We start from the raw sequence: 21,004 nt of genomic DNA, 5'->3' as shown, positions 1-21,004 counted from the left end.
TTTCAGTACGTGGCGAGTTGGTACAATTGGATGAAGCGTACCAACGTGTTATCTCCAGCAAGGAATATCCGGCAGCAATAGAGAAACTGCTGGGTGAGCTACTCGTTTCAACTACTCTTTTAACTGCCACTCTTAAGTTCGAAGGTTCGATCACCATCCAGCTGCAAGGCGACGGTCCTGTGTCTCTTGCCGTTATCAACGGTGACCATAACCAACGTGTTCGTGGCGTAGCTCGCTGGGAAGGCGATGTTGCCGATGACGCAAACATTCACGATCTAATGGGTAAGGGCTACCTTGTGATCACCATCGAACCGAAAAACGGCGAGCGTTACCAAGGCGTCGTTGGATTAGAAGGTGACACTTTAGCAGAAGTGCTAGAAGGCTACTTTGCAAACTCAGAGCAGTTAAAAACGCGCCTATGGATCCGCACTGGTGAGCATGAAGGCAAAGCACACGCAGCAGGTATGTTGATTCAAGTGATCCCTGACGGCACTGGCTCTCCAGATGACTTCGAACATCTAGAGCAGCTCACTGACACAGTAAAAGATGAAGAATTGTTTGGTTTAGAAGCGAACGAGTTATTGTATCGACTATATAACCAAGACAAAGTACGTCTGTACGAGCCGCAACCTGTCGAGTTCCATTGTGGCTGTTCTCGTGAGCGTAGCGGTGCAGCAATCATCACCGTTGAGAAAGCTGAAATTTATGACATTTTGGCAGAAGTTGGATCAGTTTCTTTACATTGTGATTACTGTGGCACAACTTATACGTTCGACGAATCTGAAGTCACTGAACTGTATGCACAAGCTTCTACGGACAAGAAAACCCTGCATTAATTTACATAGCTTATCAAGCACGTAATTTACCCTACAAAAGGCCAGCTTAATGCTGGCCTTTTTGTGATCAACCCCTCGTAATAACTAGCCTCAAGCGTAATAAAACAACTGCTTAATTTTAAACAATTAATAATGATTTTGCCCTAGCGCAAAGGATTGCGTGCACGATAGACTATTCCCACCAATATGTGACGGGTTACCTAAAACCTTATTGAAATCATGGGCAAATTTTGAGCTATCTCCCTGTTTTCTCCCCGCCCCGTTGCTAGCATGGTGAGCAGATTAAAATTAAAACATTCTTACAAAATCCCTACAAAATCCTTATAAGGAGCACCTATGACCGTTATGGAACATACTAAGGCTGCAACACTTGATCTAACCAAGCACGGACTGCATAACGTAAAAGAGGTTATTCGCAACCCAAGCTACGAAATGTTGTTTGAGGAAGAAACGCGTGAAGACCTAACCGGTTATGAGCGCGGCGTGGTTACTGAACTAGGTGCGGTTGCCGTTGACACTGGCATCTTTACTGGTCGCTCACCAAAAGATAAATACATCGTCAAAGACGCTACGACAGAAGAACATATGTGGTGGACGTCTGATCAAGTGAAAAATGATAACAAGCCAATCACTCCTGAAGTGTGGGACGAGCTAAAAGAACTGGTCACAAACCAGCTTTCTAACAAACGCTTGTTTGTTGTTGACGGTTACTGTGGTGCAAACCCAGATACACGTTTGAGCATTCGTGTTATCACAGAAGTCGCATGGCAAGCGCACTTCGTTAAAAACATGTTTATTCGCCCGACAGAAGAAGAGTTAGCGACATTTGAACCAGACTTCGTAGTAATGAATGGCGCAAAATGCACTAATCCAAAATGGGAAGAGCAAGGCCTGAACTCAGAAAACTTCACCGTATTTAACCTAACTGAGCGCATGCAACTTATCGGTGGTACTTGGTACGGCGGTGAAATGAAGAAAGGTATGTTCGCCATGATGAACTACTTCCTTCCACTAAAAGACATCGCATCAATGCACTGTAGCGCTAACATGGGCAAAGATGGCGATGTAGCGGTATTCTTCGGTCTATCTGGTACGGGTAAAACGACCCTGTCGACTGATCCTAAACGTGCGCTAATTGGTGATGATGAGCACGGCTGGGATGATGACGGTGTCTTCAACTTCGAAGGTGGTTGTTACGCAAAAACCATCAAACTTTCGAAAGAAGCAGAGCCGGACATCTACAATGCAATTCGTCGTGATGCACTGCTAGAAAACGTAACAGTACGTGGCGATGGTTCTATCGACTTTGATGATGGTTCGAAAACAGAAAACACACGTGTTTCTTACCCTATCTACCATATCGATAATATCGTTAAGCCAGTATCAAAAGGCGGTCACGCGAATAAAGTGATCTTCCTATCAGCCGATGCATTTGGCGTACTGCCTCCAGTATCTAAATTGACACCCGAGCAAACTAAGTACCACTTCCTGTCTGGCTTTACCGCCAAACTAGCGGGAACAGAGCGCGGTATTACTGAGCCAACACCAACTTTCTCTGCTTGTTTCGGCGCGGCGTTCCTAACGCTTCACCCAACTAAATACGCAGAAGTACTGGTTAAACGCATGGAAGCAGCAGGCGCTGAGGCTTACCTAGTGAATACTGGTTGGAACGGCACTGGCAAACGTATCTCTATTCAAGATACACGCGGAATTATTGATGCCATTCTTGATGGTTCGATTGAAGAAGCACCAACTAAGCACATTCCAATCTTCAACCTTGAAGTACCAACGTCACTACCAGGTGTGGATCCTAGCATTCTAGACCCTCGCGACACGTACGTTGACCCACTTCAGTGGGAAAGCAAAGCGAAAGATTTAGCAGCGCGCTTTATCAATAACTTTGATAAGTACACAGACAACGCTGAAGGTAAATCCCTGGTTGCGGCTGGTCCTCAGATTGATTAAATCGAGTAACAGCGACGTCGCGTAAACGCAGTGAAAAGTTGGCATTAACTTATCACCTTTACGTAGGCCAAGTTACAAAAATTGCTTCAAGCCCCTCTTTTGAGGGGCTTTTTATTGAATACCACAGAATATTGATACAAGCTAAAGCCTATCTAGTTTTATTTCATAACACACGTAGGTTCTAGCAAAGATGAAAACAGCGCGTCGAGTTCTACTTCTGTTACTGGTTATCTTAGTTGCCATTCCAGCCGCTACGATTGCGCTGCTAACAACATCTTACGCGGACGCAACCTGGCGCTTGCTGTCAAACACCTTTTCTCTTCCGTTCCGGGTCGGAAGCGTGCGTTATGGCTTTCCCTATCACCTAACTTTACAACGCGTGAACACCAGCGGAGACGATGCGTCTTACATCGAGCAAGTCGATTTATGGATGAATCCCGATGTTTTTCGCGATGGTAAATGGATCGTTGATAGTTTATTGATTGATGGTATGAGCTTGCAGTATGGCGCACCAAAGCTCCCACCTTTAGACAACGTTTTATTCCATCAAATCGCGCTCAAAAATATTGATTACGCCGACGAGCAGTTCTCTGCCAATGGCATCGACCTTCAAATTCAATCACCACAATGGAATGGTCAATTAATACCATATGGCGAAGTTCAACTTGCAGCTGACCAACTCTATTGGAATGGCGAAGCCTTTAATCAACTCTTAGTCGATATAGACTACAAACCGCAAGACAGTACGCTTTATGGCACCTCTTTTAACTGGCGTAACAGTCAAATATCTGGGCAAGGGGAGCAGTATCCTCAAGGCTGGTCTTTAGTAAATGTGACCATCAACAAGCTGAAACTGAGTAATACGCAGCGCCAATCACTGCTTGCAAAACCTTGGCACGATCTACCATTTAACATTAATCATATTAATAGCTTAGATTTGCTTAACGCCGATATTGAATGGGGCGACTGGCACTGGCAGAACTTGGATCTTTCTGTGGAAAACGCCACACTGCCACTGTCTCTCTGGAAGACAAAAGCTCAAGTGTCATTGCAGGCGGATAGCGTTCGATTCCAGCAGCAAACCGCAATAGAGCCACGTTTGAGTGCCGCTATCGAGCCAGGAGTAATCCAGCTCAACGAGCTCAGTTTAGATTGGCAGCAAGGTCGAGTGCAAGTTTCTGGATTGTTCACGCCAACACAATGGAAGCTCAAAGAAGCCTCTATTCAAGGCCTCAAGTGGGCAACACAGCCAGAAGACAACCTAAATTGGTGGCACGCCGCCACCAGCGAGTTAGAGCATGTTGCAATCGAACGACTCGACATTGAGCGCAGCCAAATTATCCAGCTATCTCACGAACCTTATTGGCAACTTTCCGGTTTAAATATCGAAGGGCAACAGCTTGATATTAAACAGTCGGCTCAACGTTGGGGCCTTTGGCAAGGCGAATTGGAAGTCAGCGTTGTCAACGCCAGCTATGACCAAGTACTCACGTCTCACGCAGCACTTGCCATGCAAAGCAAAGATGGCTTTTGGCAATTGACTCGCCTTTTTGCGCCACTCGAGCAAGGCTACGTAGAAGGCATCGGACAGATAGATTTGAGTACCCCAAGCCAACCTTGGGCGCTCAACGTCAATGCTGATGGTATTCCCTTATCGCTCTTCCACGATTATTTTTTACCCGACACACTGGCTATTGATGGTTTTTCCGATCTTAGCCTCGATCTACAAGGGTTATCAGGTGATCGCAACATGCTAGCCTACAGCTTATCGGGTGAAGTGGAAGCCAATCTCCGAGATACCCGCTTGAAGTCCCAAGCGGATCATTCGCTCAAAGCCATTACCTTAAGTCCACTGCGTTTAAGCGCGCAACGAGGGGAAGTTGCCATAAAGCCGGTCACAATTTCAGGAAAAGCCATAAGTGGTAAGGTTTGGGGAACATTTGATATGGCCAACAACCCGCTAAGTGGCATTACTTATCAATTGGAAGAGTCGTGCGGAAACATTGAAGGCGATCTACTAAGTGGTGAAACCCACCGTAATGAGTGCGTGAACGCATCAAAACTGGCCGAGCCTACTGATATTGAGACTCCACAGAAAAATGATCCTTCCATCAAGCAGCCAATCGTGATTGATAACATCAATTTGGAGACTCAAGAGGAAGAGCTTTACGAAGAAATTATCGAAGAAGATGAAGTACCCAACACGCATTCCGCAGCAGAAGAACAAATCCTCTCACCGACAGTGCAAGAAGGTGAAACAGATAAGCGCCCAGCAGGTCAGTCGGCGCTTAACCCATCAGCAACTGAGTAACTGCGAGTAGTTCGGTATCAGCATATAGGTACCGACAAAATCCACAGCTGGCGTGTCACCACTATAAATCACTACGTGAATAACGATGCGTGCTTTGCGTCCCGACTCCAATCGGTCTAGGTCACCACTGATCCCATCCAACGAAGTACTCGCCACGGGGTTTTGTTCGACTGGTTGACGATAACGAATCGAGCTGTCGGCCAACACAATATCACCGTGCAGCCCACGCTCTTTAAGCAGCAGCCACGTCATCCCCCACCCTGTCAGGGTTGCTAAGGTAAAAGCTGACCCGGCGAACATGGTGTTATGGGGATTAAGGTTAGGATTAAGCTGCGCACAGCATTCAAACTGGTAACCCGTGTACTGGTTAATTTTGATCCCCATTTTGTCGCTAATTGGGATTTGTTGCTCCCAGCGCTGTTGAAGCTCAGTACACCATTCAGGGCGACGTAACACATTGGCCATCGGATCCAGTTGCTTCACCATTTGCTGATGGCGCACAGGGCCACGCTCATCGGTTAGCTCGCCTCGACGCTCAAAGCCATTTTTTTCATAAAAGGCGATGGCATCTTCACGGGCATTACACACCAAACGTTTCGCTCCTTCTTGGCGCGCTAACGACTCTAGTGCAACCAAAACCAGCGAACCCATCCCCTTGCTACGGCGATTATTTTTAACCGCCATATAGCGGATCTGGCCATCATTGTCCGGCGTAATGTATAAACGGCCAATCGCCATAGGACGACCTCGACCATCAACAATCATGCGGTGATGGCTCATTTCATCGTATTCATCGCGCTCTGAGCCGATCGGCATACGCCATGGCTCACGAAGCAGTTGCCAGCGAAACTGATAATACTTGTTTATCTGATTATCGGTTTTGGGAGTAATGAGTTTGAACATATCAATCCTTTGAAAGCACAACACTAATCAGTGTCGGAAAAATTACTCCAAGCCAATTCCATGAGCTTGGAGTTAAAGCTTAGACTATGGCGCCTGTGTTACCAGATTAGACCTGCAACCAAAACGTCACTGGACCGTCATTCACCAAGGACACTTTCATATCGGCAGCGAAGCGGCCACGCTGTGTGGGTAAGACTTCTTCACACAAGTCAGAAAAGTAATCATACAAGCGCTCTGCATCAACAGGATGCGCACCGCGAGAAAAGCCAGCTCGCGTGCCTTTTTTTGTATCCGCAGGCAGCGTAAATTGAGAAACCACCAGCACTTTACCTTCCACCTGTTTAACGTTCAGGTTCATCTTGCCTTCGTCATCTTCGAACACACGGTAGGTTGTAACACGCTCCATTAAACGCTTTGCTTTAGCTTCATCGTCGTCCTTCTCTACGCCCAATAAGACCAGCAGACCACGATCAATTTCTCCTACGACTTCACCATCCACACGGACGGCTGCTTCACTGACTCGTTGAATTAGCGCTATCACTACTCTCGCTTCCTTCATCTGTTAACTGAGATTCAGCGGTCGAGTGTATCATGTCTAAATCTTCACTCCAGTGCTCTCGCTCACCAAGCGCAGCCGTAACTTCCGCCCCCAATAACACGATCATCCAGCATAAATACACCCAAACAAATAAGATAGGAATCGCCGCTAACGCGCCGTAGATGAGCTGATAAGACGGAAACTGAGTGATGTAGAGTGCAAAGCCTTTTTTACTCAACTCGAACAGTATCGCGGCGACTGCTGCCCCCATGGCACCATGAGCGAGGTGTACTTTTTTATTCGGCACTAGAATATACAAGCCAAGAAAAGCAAAAAAGGACAGCAACAACGGTAGCCAACGCAGAAATAAATTAAACGCACCAGATAATGTCTCGTTCTCTAAAATTTGCAGCGAAGTCACGTACGACGTCGCCGCAATACTCGCACCGACCATGATCGGCCCTAACGTGAGTACCATCCAATACATAGAGAATGAAAAGACTAAACGGCGCTTGTCTTTAACTCGCCAAATGTAGTTTAAGTTCTTATCAATGTTGGAAATCAGCATGACCGCTGCGATGAATAAAAACCCACCGCCAACCGCGCTCATTTTGCCCGTATTCGCCACAAATTCCTGTAATGCCGTATGTACAGCTTCTCCAGAAGCTGGCACAAAATTCTCAATAATGTAGCCTTGCAGCACCTCACCAACGTTCGCAAAAACGGGAAATTTCGACAATATTGATAACAATACCGTCAGCATTGGCACGATGGATAACAAGGTAATGTAGGCAAGATAGCCCGCGTTCACATTCACACGGTCATGCGTTAATCGCTTAAGAAGATACTTAAAAAACGCGACGCAACTTGGCAGTAGATTGATTAATCTCGCCTTGTAACTCTCTGATAACTGGTTCATAGTTCATCCCATAATTAGCGCCGAGGACATAAGAATGCCTTATTTATTAGCAATTGTACTATCAATTTTCACTTTAACAGGGTGTCAATCTGCTTATTACTCAGCAATGGAGCAGGTTGGGTATCATAAACGAGATATTATGGTCGACCGCGTCGAAGATGCCAAAGAATCTCAACAAGATGCACAAGAAGAATTCACCAGTGCACTTGAAGCCTTGTCTGCGATCACCAACTTTGATGGTGGTGAGCTAGAAAATGTCTACAACAACATCAATGACAAATATGAAGATAGCGAAAAAGCGGCTCAAGACGTACGTGACCGTATTGCTGCGATTGAAGACGTATCCGGCGCACTGTTTGATGAGTGGCAAGATGAGCTAGAGCTGTACTCGAGTGCGAAACTGCGTCGTTCAAGCGAGCAAAAACTACGTGAAACCAAAGCCTCGTACAAAACCATGCTTAGCGCTATGAAGCGTGCAGAGAAAAAGATGACACCGGTACTGGATACGCTACGTGACAACACGTTGTACTTAAAACACAACCTTAACGCCAGTGCGATTGGTTCTTTGCAAGGTGAGTTCTCTAGCTTAGAGAAAGACATCCAGTTTGCGATCAAACAAATGAACGAAGCGATTGCAGAGTCCGATAAATTCCTACAAAAGCTCAATCAAAAGTAAATGATTTAGACCTCCTCCTAGTGAGGAGGTTTTAGTCGGCGACCTCACCGAGTAAACCGATGACTCTTCGAACAAAGCCTACCCTCTCTGGTACAGTTCCCCATGGCACTTCTACCACTTCATAACCCAACTCAGTATAGACACTCACTAACGACTGATGAATCTCCAATGCTTCTTCAAAGCTGTGCGGACGCACTTCATCTTGTACGTAAATGGATGCTTCAGGTCGACAAGTAAACACCTGACTATGGTACCCAGCGCTTTCGGTTAAGAAAGCTTGATCAACCTTACAGCCGCCCACTTGTAGGTATGCAATGATGTCGGGGATGGCGCGATCAACAAACGCAACATCATGACAACGCGCATCACTCTTTTGTTTGTCCATCAACCCAAGGCATAACTTGGCAAACTCAGGTAAATTCGTCCACGGCAAAATACCATTTTCTAACTGGCTTTGCTGCTCAATCAAGTCGCGAGACCCTTCAGGAAACGTGGCATAACCACACGCGTCTAGCGCATTCAGCAGTGTTGTTTTTCCCGCACCAGGCCCACCGGTGATAATAATCGGATTCATATTCAACTCCAGAAAACAAAAAGCCCCGAGCATAACTCGAGGCTTCTTCTTAATTGAATCGCTTAACGAAAATTATTTCGCGCCACGAGAAGCACGCTTACGGTCGCTTTCCGTTAGGAACTTCTTACGGATACGGATGCTTTCAGGCGTTACTTCTACTAGCTCGTCGTCATCGATGAATTCTAGTGCTTGCTCAAGAGTCATCTTGATAGGCGGAGTAAGAACCTGTGCGTCATCTGTACCAGATGCACGAACGTTGGTTAGCTGCTTACCTTTCAGTGCGTTTACCGTTAGGTCGTTGTCACGGCTGTGAATACCGATAACCATACCTTCGTAAACTTCAACACCGTGACCGATAAATAGACGACCACGCTCTTGAAGGTTGAACAGTGCGTTAGTTAGCGCTTTACCCATCGCGTTCGCGATTAGTACACCGTTTACACGTTGACCGATGTTACCGCCTTTGTGCGGGCCGTAGTGATCAAACGTATGGTAAAGAAGACCTGAACCTGAAGTCAGTGTCATGAATTCCGTTTGGAAACCGATCAGACCACGTGATGGCATAACGAAGTCCATACGCACACGACCTTTACCGTCTGGAGACATGTCTTTCAGCTCACCTTTACGTAGGCCGATGTTCTCCATGATGCCGCCTTGGTGCTCTTCCATTACGTCGATAGTTACCGTTTCGAACGGTTCCATCAACTGACCATCTTCTTCTTTGATGATTACTTCTGGACGAGATACTGCTAGCTCGAAGCCTTCACGACGCATGTTTTCGATCAGGATAGAAAGGTGAAGTTCACCACGACCTGATACGCGGAATTTATCTGGATCGTCTGTTTGCTCAACGCGTAGTGCAACGTTGTGTACCAGTTCCTTCTCAAGACGCTCAAGGATGTTACGTGACGTTACGAACTTACCTTCTTTACCCGCGAATGGAGACGTGTTTACTTGGAATGTCATCGTTACTGTTGGTTCATCAACAGACAATGGTGGTAATGCTTCTACTGCGTTTTGTGCACAGATAGTGTCAGAAATTTTCAGCTCGCCAAGACCAGTGATTGCGATGATATCACCCGCGTTAGCTTGTTCCACTTCGTGACGCTCTAGGCCAAGGTAGCCCATTACTGTACCCACTTTACCGTTGCGAGTTTTACCGTCAGCACCAATAATGGTTACCTGCTGGTTTGGTTTAACGCTACCACGAGTTACGCGAGCCACGCCGATAACACCAACGTAAGAGCTGTAGTCTAGCTGAGAAACTTGCATCTGTAGTGGACCATCAAGGTCAACATTTGGCGCGTCAACAACATCAACGATAGTTTGGAATAGTGGTTCCATGTTCTCGCCAGTTTCGCCTTCTTCTAGAGAAGCCCAACCGTTAAGTGCTGATGCGTAAACTACTTTAAAGTCTAGCTGGTCATCAGTTGCACCTAGGTTGTCGAACAGGTCGAACACTTGGTCCATAACCCAATCAGGACGTGCGCCAGGGCGGTCAATCTTGTTGATTACAACGATTGGTTTTAGACCGTGAGCAAACGCTTTTTGTGTTACGAAACGCGTTTGAGGCATTGGACCATCAACTGCGTCAACGATAAGTAGTACAGAGTCTACCATCGACATGATACGCTCAACTTCACCACCGAAGTCCGCGTGTCCCGGAGTATCTACGATGTTGATACGGTAATCGTTCCAGTCGATTGCTGTGTTTTTAGCAAGAATGGTAATACCGCGCTCTTTCTCGATGTCGTTCGAGTCCATGACTCGCTCTTCAGCTTCACCGCGAGACTCAAGCGTGCCTGATTGTTGTAGCAGCTTGTCAACCAACGTGGTTTTACCGTGGTCAACGTGCGCGATGATCGCGATATTTCTTAATTTATCAATCTGTGGAGTAGCCATGGATATTGATTCACTTAGATAGATGAAATGCCCCCACGCTGAGAACGGGTGCTCTCTGGCGACATTTGCTGATTAAAAAAACGGCCATAATGTACCAGATTTTAGCAAAAAGCCTAGAAATATGTGATCTACTCCCGAGCATTTCTGCGATTTTTACGCTTAATGCCCATTTTCTTCCTCAGAACGAATTGATTAAACGCAACTTTATTCTAATCGATGCATAATTCAAATTGACTCTTGCTCAAAAACTGGGCTGAATACGCAATGTACCTGTCACATTATGGTGCAACAATGATTTTTGGCACCATAATAGTGCAATCAAAGATCATTTTGGTGCAAGCAACTGCACCAAACTAGCATTCAAAAACACAATTGCTTGAAATTAATGGAATATTTTTTTTGGCACGGTTTTGGCTTTAGTTAAAACAGCATCGATTAATGAAAAGTCAAATTGATTAATCAATGCCAGGTTTCATGAATAATTCATAAATCGAGCTTTTACCGCTTATTAACACTGGAGGTTATCCAAGATGTCAGTAGAAAACGTTCTATCGCTGATCCAAGAAAACGAAGTTAAGTTTGTTGACCTACGCTTCACTGATACAAAAGGTAAAGAGCAGCACATTTCGATCCCTGCTCACCAAATCGACGCAGACTTCTTCGAAGAAGGTAAAATGTTCGATGGTTCATCAGTTGCTGGCTGGAAAGGTATCAACGAATCAGACATGGTAATGATGCCTGACGCATCTTCTGCTGTGCTTGACCCATTCACGGAAGACGCAACACTAAATATCCGTTGTGACATCTTAGAGCCTGCAACAATGCAAGGCTACGACCGTGACCCACGCTCTATCGCAAAACGCGCTGAAGACTTCATGCGTTCTACTGGTGTTGCAGATACTGTACTTATCGGTCCTGAGCCAGAATTCTTCCTATTTGATGACGTGAAGTTCTCGACAGACATGTCAGGCTCTTTCTTCAAAATCGACGACGTAGAAGCGGCATGGAACACAGGTTCTGACTACGAAGAAGGTAACAAAGGTCACCGTCCAGGTGTTAAAGGTGGTTACTTCCCAGTAGCTCCAGTAGATTCATCTCAAGACATCCGTTCTGCTATGTGTCTAGTAATGGAAGAAATGGGTCTTGTTGTTGAAGCGCACCACCACGAAGTGGCAACGGCGGGTCAAAACGAAATCGCAACTCGTTTCAACACGCTAACAACCAAAGCTGACGAAATCCAAATCTACAAGTACGTTGTACACAACGTTGCTCACGCGTTTGGTAAAACAGCGACGTTTATGCCTAAACCACTTGTTGGCGACAACGGCAGCGGTATGCACGTTCACCAGTCTCTAGCAAAAGATGGCGTAAACCTATTTGCTGGTGACAAGTACGGCGGTCTATCTGAAATGGCGCTTTACTACATCGGTGGTATCATCAAACACGCTCGTGCAATCAACGCATTCGCTAACCCATCAACCAACTCGTACAAACGTCTTGTACCAGGCTTCGAAGCACCAGTAATGCTAGCTTACTCAGCGCGTAACCGCTCTGCTTCAATCCGTATCCCAGTGGTACCAAGCCCGAAAGCACGTCGTATCGAAGTTCGTTTCGGTGACCCAGCGGCGAACCCATACCTATGTTTCGCAGCAATGCTTATGGCTGGTCTTGACGGTATCAAGAATAAGATCCACCCAGGCGAAGCGATGGATAAAGACCTTTACGATCTTCCAGCTGAAGAAGCAGCAGAAATCCCAACTGTTGCATACTCACTAAAAGACGCGCTAGCAGAGCTAGATGCTGATCGTGAGTTCTTAACAGCGGGCGGCGTATTCTCTGACGACTTCATCGATTCATACATCGACCTTAAGTCTCAGGACGTAGAGCGTGTGAACATGACAACTCACCCTGTTGAGTTCGAACTTTACTACTCTGTGTAAGGTCGACACTGTGTAAAATGTAAACACAGCAATAAAATATTAGGCTCGCCTCGCAGGCGGGCCTTTTTTGTATTCGCCACTCAAGCTTCGACGTTTAACATGAGGGGATAATAAAAATACGCTTAGAATTTTTCCTTACAGGTCAAAGAGCTAAGCCATTGAAACGTGAAATCATCGAACAAGAGAAGGTGAGCAATGAAAGTTCAGCTTATTCCATCACTGTGTGCACTCAGCGGATTGTTAATCGCCTCTATCGCCTTCGCGCAGGTCGCGTATACGTGGGTAGATGAAAATGGCGTGGTTCACTTTAGTGATACGCCAAACAAAGGAGCAAAAGCGATCGCACTGCCAAACCTTGAAGCCAGCGCACCAGCTCCTGAGGTAGAAAGTACTGAATCGCTCGCACCTCAGACTACGCCATCTACTGCATCACAAAACAAGCCAGAGAAAACAACCGAGAAGCCTCTTCCATTAGAACTCTCGATGCTGACTCCCAAGCACAACGAGACCATCCGCAGCAATCGAGGCATCATCAATATTCAATTAGAAACCAATCGCAAGCTTGGTATCGGTGAGCAATTGCAATTGTTACTCGATGGAAAACCTTATGGTGCACCACAAAACCATATAGTGTGGCAGTTAAACAATATTGACCGAGGCACTCACACACTTGCTGTGCACGCGAAAAGAAGCGGCAAGCTTATTGCATCTACTAGCCCTATAACGGTGCATTTACATAGAGCAAGTGTTAAGCCGACCGTAAAAGGGGCAAAATAGAATATCTGGTGAAAAAATCACATCACAGCGGTGCTTTTCACTTTTTCTTCTAAGATTTATTCGCCATACTTAACGTTCAATTGCACCATTATTGTGCATCGCACAATCTTAAAGCAAAACAAGGACGTAATGTGGATACCAGTCTTCCTAGTGCCATTCTCAACAATATGGTGACAGCAACGCTGATTCTTGATGATGGATTGGCCATCCGTTATGCCAATCCGGCTGCCGAATTGCTGTTTTCTCAAAGCGCCAAACGAATTATTGAACAATCACTTTCTCAATTGATTCAGCATGCGTCGCTGGATCTCGCGCTGCTCACTCAACCGTTGCAAAGTGGCCAAAGCATCACCGACAGTGACGTCACTTTCGTTGTTGATGGCCGCCCTTTAATGCTAGAGGTGACGGTTAGCCCTATCACTTGGCAAAAGCAGTTGATGCTTCTGGTCGAGATGCGCAAAATTGATCAGCAGCGCCGACTCTCTCAAGAACTGAACCAACACGCCCAACAACAAGCAGCGAAGCTGTTAGTCCGAGGGCTTGCACATGAGATTAAAAATCCGCTTGGCGGCTTACGCGGTGCGGCGCAATTGCTAGAAAAAATGCTGCCAGAGCCCTCTCTCACCGAATATACACACATCATCATTGAGCAAGCAGACCGTTTAAGGGCGCTCGTGGATCGATTACTAGGACCGCAAAAGCCAGGTAAGAAGACACAAGAGAATCTGCACCAAATTCTTGAAAAGGTTCGCCAACTGGTTGAATTAGAGTCACAACGCTCAATCATCATTGAACGAGATTATGACCCAAGCTTGCCAGAGATTTTGATGGATACAGACCAAATCGAACAGGCAATGCTTAATATCGTCAGCAACGCCGCACAAATTCTTAGCCATCAAGAACACGGGAAAATAACCATTCGCACCAGAACGGTGCATCAAGCCAATATTCACGGCAAACGCTGTAAACTCGCTGCTCGTGTCGAAATCACAGACAACGGCCCAGGTATTCCACCGGAACTACAAGACACGCTGTTCTATCCCATGGTCAGTGGCCGCGAGGGAGGAACTGGATTAGGGCTATCTATTTCGCAAAATTTGATCGACCAGCACAATGGAAAAATAGACGTAGAAAGCTGGCCTGGTCACACAACATTTACTATTTATCTGCCGATCTGATTGCGCTAATGGACTTCAAGTCGCGTCAGTTTTTCGGTTTGCTGCAAGGATTACTACATGAGTAAAGGATATGTTTGGGTCGTTGATGACGACAGTTCAATTCGCTGGGTAATGGAGAAAACGCTCTCCTCTGCCAACATCAAATGTGAAACCTATGCCGATGGAGAAAGCGTGTTAATGGCGCTCGAACGCGAAGTGCCGGATGTTCTAGTATCAGACATTCGCATGCCAGGTATTGATGGGTTGGAGCTACTAAAACAAGTACAGCGCGATTACCCAGACCTTCCCGTGATTATCATGACCGCACACTCAGATTTAGATGCGGCAGTGAATGCGTACCAAAAAGGTGCTTTTGAATATTTACCAAAACCTTTTGATATTGATGAAACTTTAACTCTGGTTGAACGAGCCATTGCACACAGCCACGAACACAAACGCGAGCAGCTCTCTCCAGAAGACATTCCAGCAGAAACGCCTGAAATTATCGGTGAAGCACCAGCGATGCAAGAGGTGTTTCGCGCCATTGGTCGTCTTTCTCGCTCCTCTATTTCAGTCTTGATTAACGGTGAATCGGGCACGGGTAAAGAACTCGTTGCTCATGCACTGCACCGTCACAGTCCACGTGCTAACAAACCTTTCATTGCGCTCAATATGGCGGCGATTCCCAAAGACTTGATTGAATCGGAACTGTTTGGCCACGAAAAAGGCGCGTTTACGGGGGCAAACAATGTTCGTCAAGGACGATTCGAACAAGCCAATGGCGGCACTCTATTTTTAGACGAAATCGGCGACATGCCACTGGACATTCAAACTCGTTTACTACGCGTTCTAGCTGACGGGCAGTTTTATCGAGTGGGCGGTCACTCTCCGATCAGTGTCGATGTACGAATTGTCGCGGCAACACACCAGAACTTAGAAAAGCTGGTGCACGAAGGTGACTTCCGTGAGGACCTATTTCATCGCTTAAACGTGATTCGCGTTCAGATCCCGGCACTGCGTGAGCGTAAGCAAGACATTGAAAAGCTTACACAGCATTTTCTTATCCGTGCGGCTGATGAGCTTGGTGTGGAAACAAAAACTCTCCACCCGTCGACCGTGGAGATTCTTAACCGCCTTGATTGGCCTGGCAACGTTCGTCAATTAGAGAATATTTGCCGTTGGTTAACCGTTATGGCCAGTGGTAGCGAAGTGTTACCAAATGACTTGCCAAGCGAACTACTCGAAGAGAAAAAATCCATTTCAGACTCTGCACATGGTAGTTGGCAAGAACAATTGGCGGATTGGGCACGGCATTCACTCGCAGCAGGAGATAAAGAACTACTTTCTTACGCTTTACCAGAATTTGAACGCATTTTATTAGAAGCAGCCTTAGAGCACACTAAAGGTCATAAGCAAGATGCCGCTAAAGTATTAGGCTGGGGGCGAAATACACTCACCAGAAAATTAAAAGAATTGTACTGACAATCACTTACGTGGTGCGTTAACAACGAGCGTCGTTTGTCACTCGATATTAATAAAAACATCAGTACAATTGTGGCGCACCACCATCTATGTGATTAGGCGATGTCTACTGCTACGACTCAAATTACACTGCGTACTGCTGTTCTGATTCCATTTGTCATGATCTTCTTACTGGCGATCGGTGTCATTGTCTACGTCCAAAAACAAAGTTACGAAGAAGTGGTCACGGATATCAGTGACAAGCAACTTTCCGTGTTAACCGAAAGTGTCCACGACCACCTCAATAGCTATCTACGTAAGCCTTTTACTGCGGTTATGGCTCTCGCGCACAACGTCAGCTATCACAACCTTTATCGCCCTCACGATACCTCAGACATTCAAAACTACCTGCTAAGTGCATTCAAAAATCTTTACCAATCGATACCGCAGTTGGATGTAATCGCATTTGGTTCAGAAAACGGCGACTTTGCAGGCTTTCGCCGCGAACTTTCCGACGATTACACCTTAATGGTGCAAGATCGCCACACCGATGGTGATCTGGTTATTTATGGAACCAACCATGTGAGTAACAACATTCGAACGGTTATCTCCCAATACGATCCTCGCACTCGCCCATGGTATAAGCCCGTTGCAGAGAGCCAAAACGCCACTTGGTCTGAAATTTATACCAACGCTGATGAACGCCAGGATATTACGCTATCAGCCATGACGCCGGTGTACAAACACGACCAATTTGCTGGTGTTTTGGTGACAGACATTCGTATCAATACATTCAACGAATTCCTGCGCGAGTTAAAATACAACACTAAAGCGTCGGTCTACATCATGGACCCAGATCATCGTTTAATCGCTCACTCAGGCCCGGGAAGCGTCATCTCATGGGGCACAAAATTTTCGGATAAAGGGCAGCGTTTGCTTGCCGCTGAAAACGCAGACCCGATCATCAAAATCAGTGCGAGCCGCGTCCGGTCTTTCGATCTCAACAACACCAAGCAACCTTATACTTTTTCATTTGAACATGATGGCCAACGTATTTTCAGTCGGCTAACCCCGTATCGAGACCAAGACGGCTTAACATGGTTTATCGGCACCTCCATTTCGGAGTCTGAGCTTCTCGGCCTGTTACCGAAAAGCCAGCAAGAGAGTTGGCTCGTTGGCATTATTGTAAGCCTATTTGGGATCGCCATCAGTTGGATCATTTTCAACCGAGTTACCAGACCAATTAACGCGACGGCCGCCGCCGCTCAGCACCTCGCAAATGGGGATTGGGATAGCGGCATGCCAAAGCCTGGTTATGTGTATGAGACAACCGTACTGGTTCATGCTTTTAATGAAATGGCGAACAATCTAAGAGCGTCATTCAAAGCATTGCGTGAACAGTTGGTTTATGACTCTCTGACACGCTTATATAGTCGTCAGGGTTTAGTCGAAATCTGTGAAAATCAGTCTCATCTTTGTAACGGCAGTTTATTTTTACTTGGTATCAACAAATTTAGAGATATCAACGACAGTGTGGGTCATCACAACGGCGACCAGTTGTTGGTCAGCATCGCTGAAAGGTTAAAACAGCAGTTTCGTGACAACGCATTATTGGCTCGGATTGGTGGTGACGAATTCGCGGTATTTCTCTCAAATGTCGACACAGAAACCAAAATTAAACAAACCGAGCGTCGATTACAGCAACTCTTTTCCACCCCATTTATGGTGGAAGGCGAGAATGTAGTGATGAAGATTTCACTTGGTATTGTACAAACCCAGCAAAACGAAACCATGCCTTTATGGTTACGCAACGCCAGCATCGCATTAAGTTACGCCAAACAAGACTCACTGACTGGTGTTTGTCACTACAGCCCAGAACTAGCGAGCGCTTCAAAGTTTCGTACGCAAATGCTGACCAAGATCCAAACTGGCATTGAAAACCGAGAGTTTATTCCTCATTACCAACCGATTGTGGATCTCGTCAGTGGCACAGTGTGTGGCGCCGAAGCACTTGCGCGTTGGCATAGCGACTCAGGTATGGTGTCACCATTAGATTTTATTCCAATCGCGGAAGAAAGCGGCATGATCAAAGCCATTGGCCAACAGATTCTGTTACAAGCTTGTCGCGACACTTACCAAGCGATCGAAAGCAAACAGTGGCCGTCGGACTTCCAACTGCATGTGAATATCTCCGTTAATCAACTATCTTGCCCAAGTTTTGTCGATACGGTGACAAGCGTATTGGATATCACGAAATTACCAGCAAGTAACCTCACACTAGAGATCACAGAATCACGTATCATTGATAGCGCACCGACCACACTAGAAAATATGACTAAACTGCGTGAAATGGGTATTGGTATCGCGATAGATGACTTTGGCACCGGCTACTCATCACTGGGTTACCTCCACTCTCTGCCGTTTACCTGCTTGAAGATTGATCGCACCTTCATCAATCAACTCACACAAGAAAACTTAAACAGTTCAGTCGTCGCTGCCGTCATCAATATCACAGCAGGTCTCAAAACTAATGTCGTCGCGGAAGGTGTCGAGGATAGCAATCAAGCACAATTACTGCGCTCTTTAGGCTGTAATCAGGTGCAAGGCTTCTACTACAGCCGCCCTATGCCACTAGAAGAATGGCCAACACATTTGGTGAACATGAAGTAGAAAAGAGCGAGAATCGTTGATTTCCTAGTCATCCTCTACTGACAATCTACCCAACTGTTATTTATACTTAACTGCAAATCTTACCCATGTATTGTCACAGATGATGTTTGGGCCCTGTTCCAGTTCATAACTATCCGGATCGACAAAATGATAACGAAGAACCTTCCTCTTACTGATTTGCACCGTCACCTCGACGGTAACATTCGTACTAAAACGATTCTTGAGCTAGGCCAAAAGTTTGGCATTGCCCTACCAGCGTACGATATTGAGTCTCTCACTCCTCACGTTCAAATTGTCGAAGCGGAACCCTCTCTTGTTGCTTTCCTTTCTAAGCTCGACTGGGGTGTTGCTGTACTGGGCGATCTAGATGCGTGTCGTCGTGTCGCGTACGAAAACGTAGAAGACGCGCTAAACGCACAAATCGATTACGCAGAGCTGCGTTTCTCTCCTTACTACATGGCGATGAAACACAAACTACCAGTAACGGGGGTTGTTGAAGCCGTCGTGGACGGTGTGCAAGCGGGTATGCGCGATTTTGGCGTGAAAACCAACCTGATCGGTATCATGAGTCGCACATTTGGCACTGACGCATGTCAACAAGAACTGGACGGCATTCTGAGCCAGAAAGATCACATCGTTGCCGTCGACCTTGCGGGTGACGAGCTAGGCCAACCGGGTGATCGCTTTGTGTCTCACTTCAAGCAAGTACGCGATGCTGGCCTTGGGGTAACGGTCCATGCTGGTGAAGCAGCAGGTGCAGAGAGCATGTGGCAAGCAATCAATGAGCTGGGCGCAACTCGTATCGGTCACGGCGTAAAAGCGATTCACGATCCAAAACTGATGGATTACCTAGCAGAAAACCGCATTGGTATTGAATCTTGCCTGACGTCAAACTACCAAACAAGTACAGTAGAAACGCTAGAAAACCACCCTCTCAAGCAGTTCCTAGAGCATGGCGTTCTTGCGTGTCTGAACACTGACGATCCAGCGGTTGAAGGCATCGAACTGCCATACGAATACGAAGTAGCAGCACCAGCCGCTGGTCTGAGCCAAGACCAGATTCGCCAAGCGCAAATCAATGGCCTTGAGATTGCGTTCCTTTCAGAAGCAGAAAAAGCGGAACTGAGAGAAAAAGTAAAAGATCGCGCTTAAATCCAGCGAAAACATAAAAAATGCCAGCATCTGCTGGCATTTTTTATATCTTGAATCTGTATCTCTGATTAAATAACACGAGAGAATTGTTGCTGACGCGCCTTCGCTCGCAGGTACTTATCGAAGCTCATACAAATATTACGGATCAGCAAACGACCTCGCAGCGTCACACGAATTTCATTGTCATCCACTTCCACCAGCTCATCGTTGATGAAGGTCTGAAGTAGCTGTAAGTCTTCTTTAAAGTACTGATCAAACTTCACTTTAAACTCAGACTCAATGGCTTTCTTGTCTAACTTGAAGTTACAAATCAGCTGCTTAATCACTTCACGACGGAGCAAATCATCGGAGTCCAGCGAGACCCCTTTCCATAGAGCGTGACGAAGTTCGTTGACTTGAGCGTAGTATTTCTTCAGCTCTTTCTGGTTTTGCGCGTAAGCATCGCCGATCATCGAGATTGCAGAAACACCAAAGCCAACCAAGTCACATTCACCTTGTGTGGTGTAGCCTTGGAAATTGCGATGCAAAATACCTTCGCGCTGGGCAACAGCAAGTTCATCGTCCGGCAAAGCAAAGTGGTCCATACCGATAAATTGGTAGCCAGCACCAGTCAGTGTCGCGATGGTGTCTTGCAGAATCGCCATCTTCTCCTCTGCTTTTGGCAGGTCTTCGTCTTTAATCTTACGCTGCGCTGCAAATAGCTGTGGCATGTGCGCGTAGTTAAACACGGATAGACGGCCCGGCTGCATCTCTAGCACTTGTTCTAGAGTCTTGGCAAAAGATTCTTTGGTCTGCTTCGGTAAACCGTAAATCAAATCTAGGTTCGTCGAACGAAAGCCTAACTCTTTTGCGCGCGCAACCATCGCAACGATGAACTCTTCATCTTGCTCACGATTCACCAGTTTTTGCACTTCTTTGTTGAAGTCCTGCACACCGATGCTCAAGCGATTGAAGCCTTCACTACGCAGATGATCCAGCATGGTCAGCTCGATTTCACGCGGGTCAACCTCGATACTGATTTCAGCATCGCTACTAAAAGTAAACTCTTGGCGTAGCAGGCTCATTACACGCGTGATTTGCTTTTCAGAGAGAAACGTCGGTGTACCACCACCAAAATGCAATTGCGTCACAGTGCGACCAACAAGTAATGCAGCACGTTGACGAATTTCGTGTTCAAGCACGTCGAGGTATTCATCCGCTTTGTGCGAGTGGCGTGTAATGAC

Annotated in this window: 16 protein-coding genes; 10 read left to right on the top strand and 6 right to left on the bottom strand. The window is 46.4% G+C overall.

Translation table 11 applies throughout. The features are described from left to right. From hslO to R7041_RS18645, 3 genes are all read left to right on the top strand, one after another. The coding region (hslO, locus tag R7041_RS18655; protein ID WP_318074099.1) for an Hsp33 family molecular chaperone HslO at positions 1 to 836 on the top strand (836 nt) is incomplete at its 5' end. Between the two features lie 336 nt (positions 837 to 1,172). Beyond that, on the top strand, positions 1,173 to 2,801 hold the full coding sequence (gene pckA / locus R7041_RS18650; protein WP_005379288.1) for a phosphoenolpyruvate carboxykinase (ATP): 1,629 nt from the start codon (positions 1,173 to 1,175) through the stop codon (positions 2,799 to 2,801). Between the two features lie 190 nt (positions 2,802 to 2,991). Further along, positions 2,992 to 5,112, top strand: a complete 2,121-nt coding sequence (locus tag R7041_RS18645; protein WP_064368893.1) for an AsmA family protein — start codon at positions 2,992 to 2,994, stop codon at positions 5,110 to 5,112. Here R7041_RS18645 and R7041_RS18640 read toward each other — a convergent pair. From R7041_RS18640 to R7041_RS18630, 3 genes are all read right to left on the bottom strand, one after another. Next, a complete protein-coding gene (locus R7041_RS18640; protein ID WP_005379283.1) occupies positions 5,098 to 6,015 on the bottom strand; it encodes a bifunctional GNAT family N-acetyltransferase/hotdog fold thioesterase in 918 nt (305 codons plus the stop codon). The genes R7041_RS18645 and R7041_RS18640 overlap by 15 nt on opposite strands. A gap of 106 nt (positions 6,016 to 6,121) precedes the next feature. After that, on the bottom strand, positions 6,122 to 6,556 hold the full coding sequence (dtd, locus tag R7041_RS18635) for a D-aminoacyl-tRNA deacylase (protein WP_005379282.1): 435 nt from the start codon (positions 6,554 to 6,556) through the stop codon (positions 6,122 to 6,124). Next, positions 6,528 to 7,472 (bottom strand): virulence factor BrkB family protein, encoded by a 945-nt coding sequence (locus R7041_RS18630; protein WP_005379281.1) that lies wholly within the window; start codon positions 7,470 to 7,472, stop codon positions 6,528 to 6,530. Before R7041_RS18630 ends, dtd begins: the two co-directional genes overlap by 29 nt. Positions 7,473 to 7,506: 34 nt before the next feature. Between R7041_RS18630 and R7041_RS18625 the strand changes: the two genes are divergently transcribed. Further along, positions 7,507 to 8,148, top strand: a complete 642-nt coding sequence (locus tag R7041_RS18625; protein WP_005382972.1) for a DUF2959 domain-containing protein — start codon at positions 7,507 to 7,509, stop codon at positions 8,146 to 8,148. 31 nt (positions 8,149 to 8,179) lie between these two features. On the opposite strand, the gene R7041_RS18620 is transcribed toward R7041_RS18625, so the two are convergent. Then, complete coding sequence (locus R7041_RS18620; RefSeq protein WP_031779018.1) at positions 8,180 to 8,722, bottom strand: AAA family ATPase; 543 nt, start codon at positions 8,720 to 8,722, stop codon at positions 8,180 to 8,182. Positions 8,723 to 8,794: 72 nt separating this feature from the next. Continuing rightward, a complete protein-coding gene (typA, locus tag R7041_RS18615; protein ID WP_005379276.1) occupies positions 8,795 to 10,624 on the bottom strand; it encodes a translational GTPase TypA in 1,830 nt (609 codons plus the stop codon). A gap of 530 nt (positions 10,625 to 11,154) precedes the next feature. Here typA and glnA point away from each other — a divergent pair. The 6 genes from glnA to add all read left to right on the top strand — a co-directional run bounded on the left by glnA (position 11,155) and on the right by add (position 19,781). After that, a complete protein-coding gene (gene glnA / locus R7041_RS18610) occupies positions 11,155 to 12,564 on the top strand; it encodes a glutamate--ammonia ligase (RefSeq protein WP_005379275.1) in 1,410 nt (469 codons plus the stop codon). A 195-nt stretch (positions 12,565 to 12,759) separates the two neighbouring features. After that, complete coding sequence (locus tag R7041_RS18605) at positions 12,760 to 13,341, top strand: DUF4124 domain-containing protein (protein WP_047103732.1); 582 nt, start codon at positions 12,760 to 12,762, stop codon at positions 13,339 to 13,341. A gap of 131 nt (positions 13,342 to 13,472) precedes the next feature. Next, positions 13,473 to 14,519, top strand: coding sequence for a nitrogen regulation protein NR(II) (gene glnL / locus R7041_RS18600; RefSeq protein ID WP_017821940.1), 1,047 nt, complete (start codon positions 13,473 to 13,475; stop codon positions 14,517 to 14,519). Positions 14,520 to 14,576: 57 nt separating this feature from the next. Continuing rightward, the gene (glnG, locus tag R7041_RS18595) at positions 14,577 to 15,980 is read left to right on the top strand and encodes a nitrogen regulation protein NR(I) (RefSeq protein ID WP_005382967.1); all 1,404 of its coding nucleotides are present in this window, start codon (positions 14,577 to 14,579) and stop codon (positions 15,978 to 15,980) included. A gap of 102 nt (positions 15,981 to 16,082) precedes the next feature. Further along, complete coding sequence (locus tag R7041_RS18590; RefSeq protein ID WP_206949363.1) at positions 16,083 to 18,629, top strand: EAL domain-containing protein; 2,547 nt, start codon at positions 16,083 to 16,085, stop codon at positions 18,627 to 18,629. 147 nt (positions 18,630 to 18,776) lie between these two features. Further along, on the top strand, positions 18,777 to 19,781 hold the full coding sequence (gene add / locus R7041_RS18585; RefSeq protein ID WP_206949364.1) for an adenosine deaminase: 1,005 nt from the start codon (positions 18,777 to 18,779) through the stop codon (positions 19,779 to 19,781). Positions 19,782 to 19,849: 68 nt separating this feature from the next. Here add and hemN read toward each other — a convergent pair. Next, a partial coding sequence (hemN, locus tag R7041_RS18580; protein ID WP_318128678.1) for an oxygen-independent coproporphyrinogen III oxidase occupies positions 19,850 to 21,004 on the bottom strand: 1,155 nt, incomplete at its 5' end.

Source organism: Vibrio sp. 1751 (assembly GCF_033339895.1).
Classification (GTDB): domain Bacteria; phylum Pseudomonadota; class Gammaproteobacteria; order Enterobacterales; family Vibrionaceae; genus Vibrio; species Vibrio alginolyticus.
Note: the sequence above shows the minus strand (reverse complement) of the source record. Positions and strands in the feature narration are given on the sequence as shown.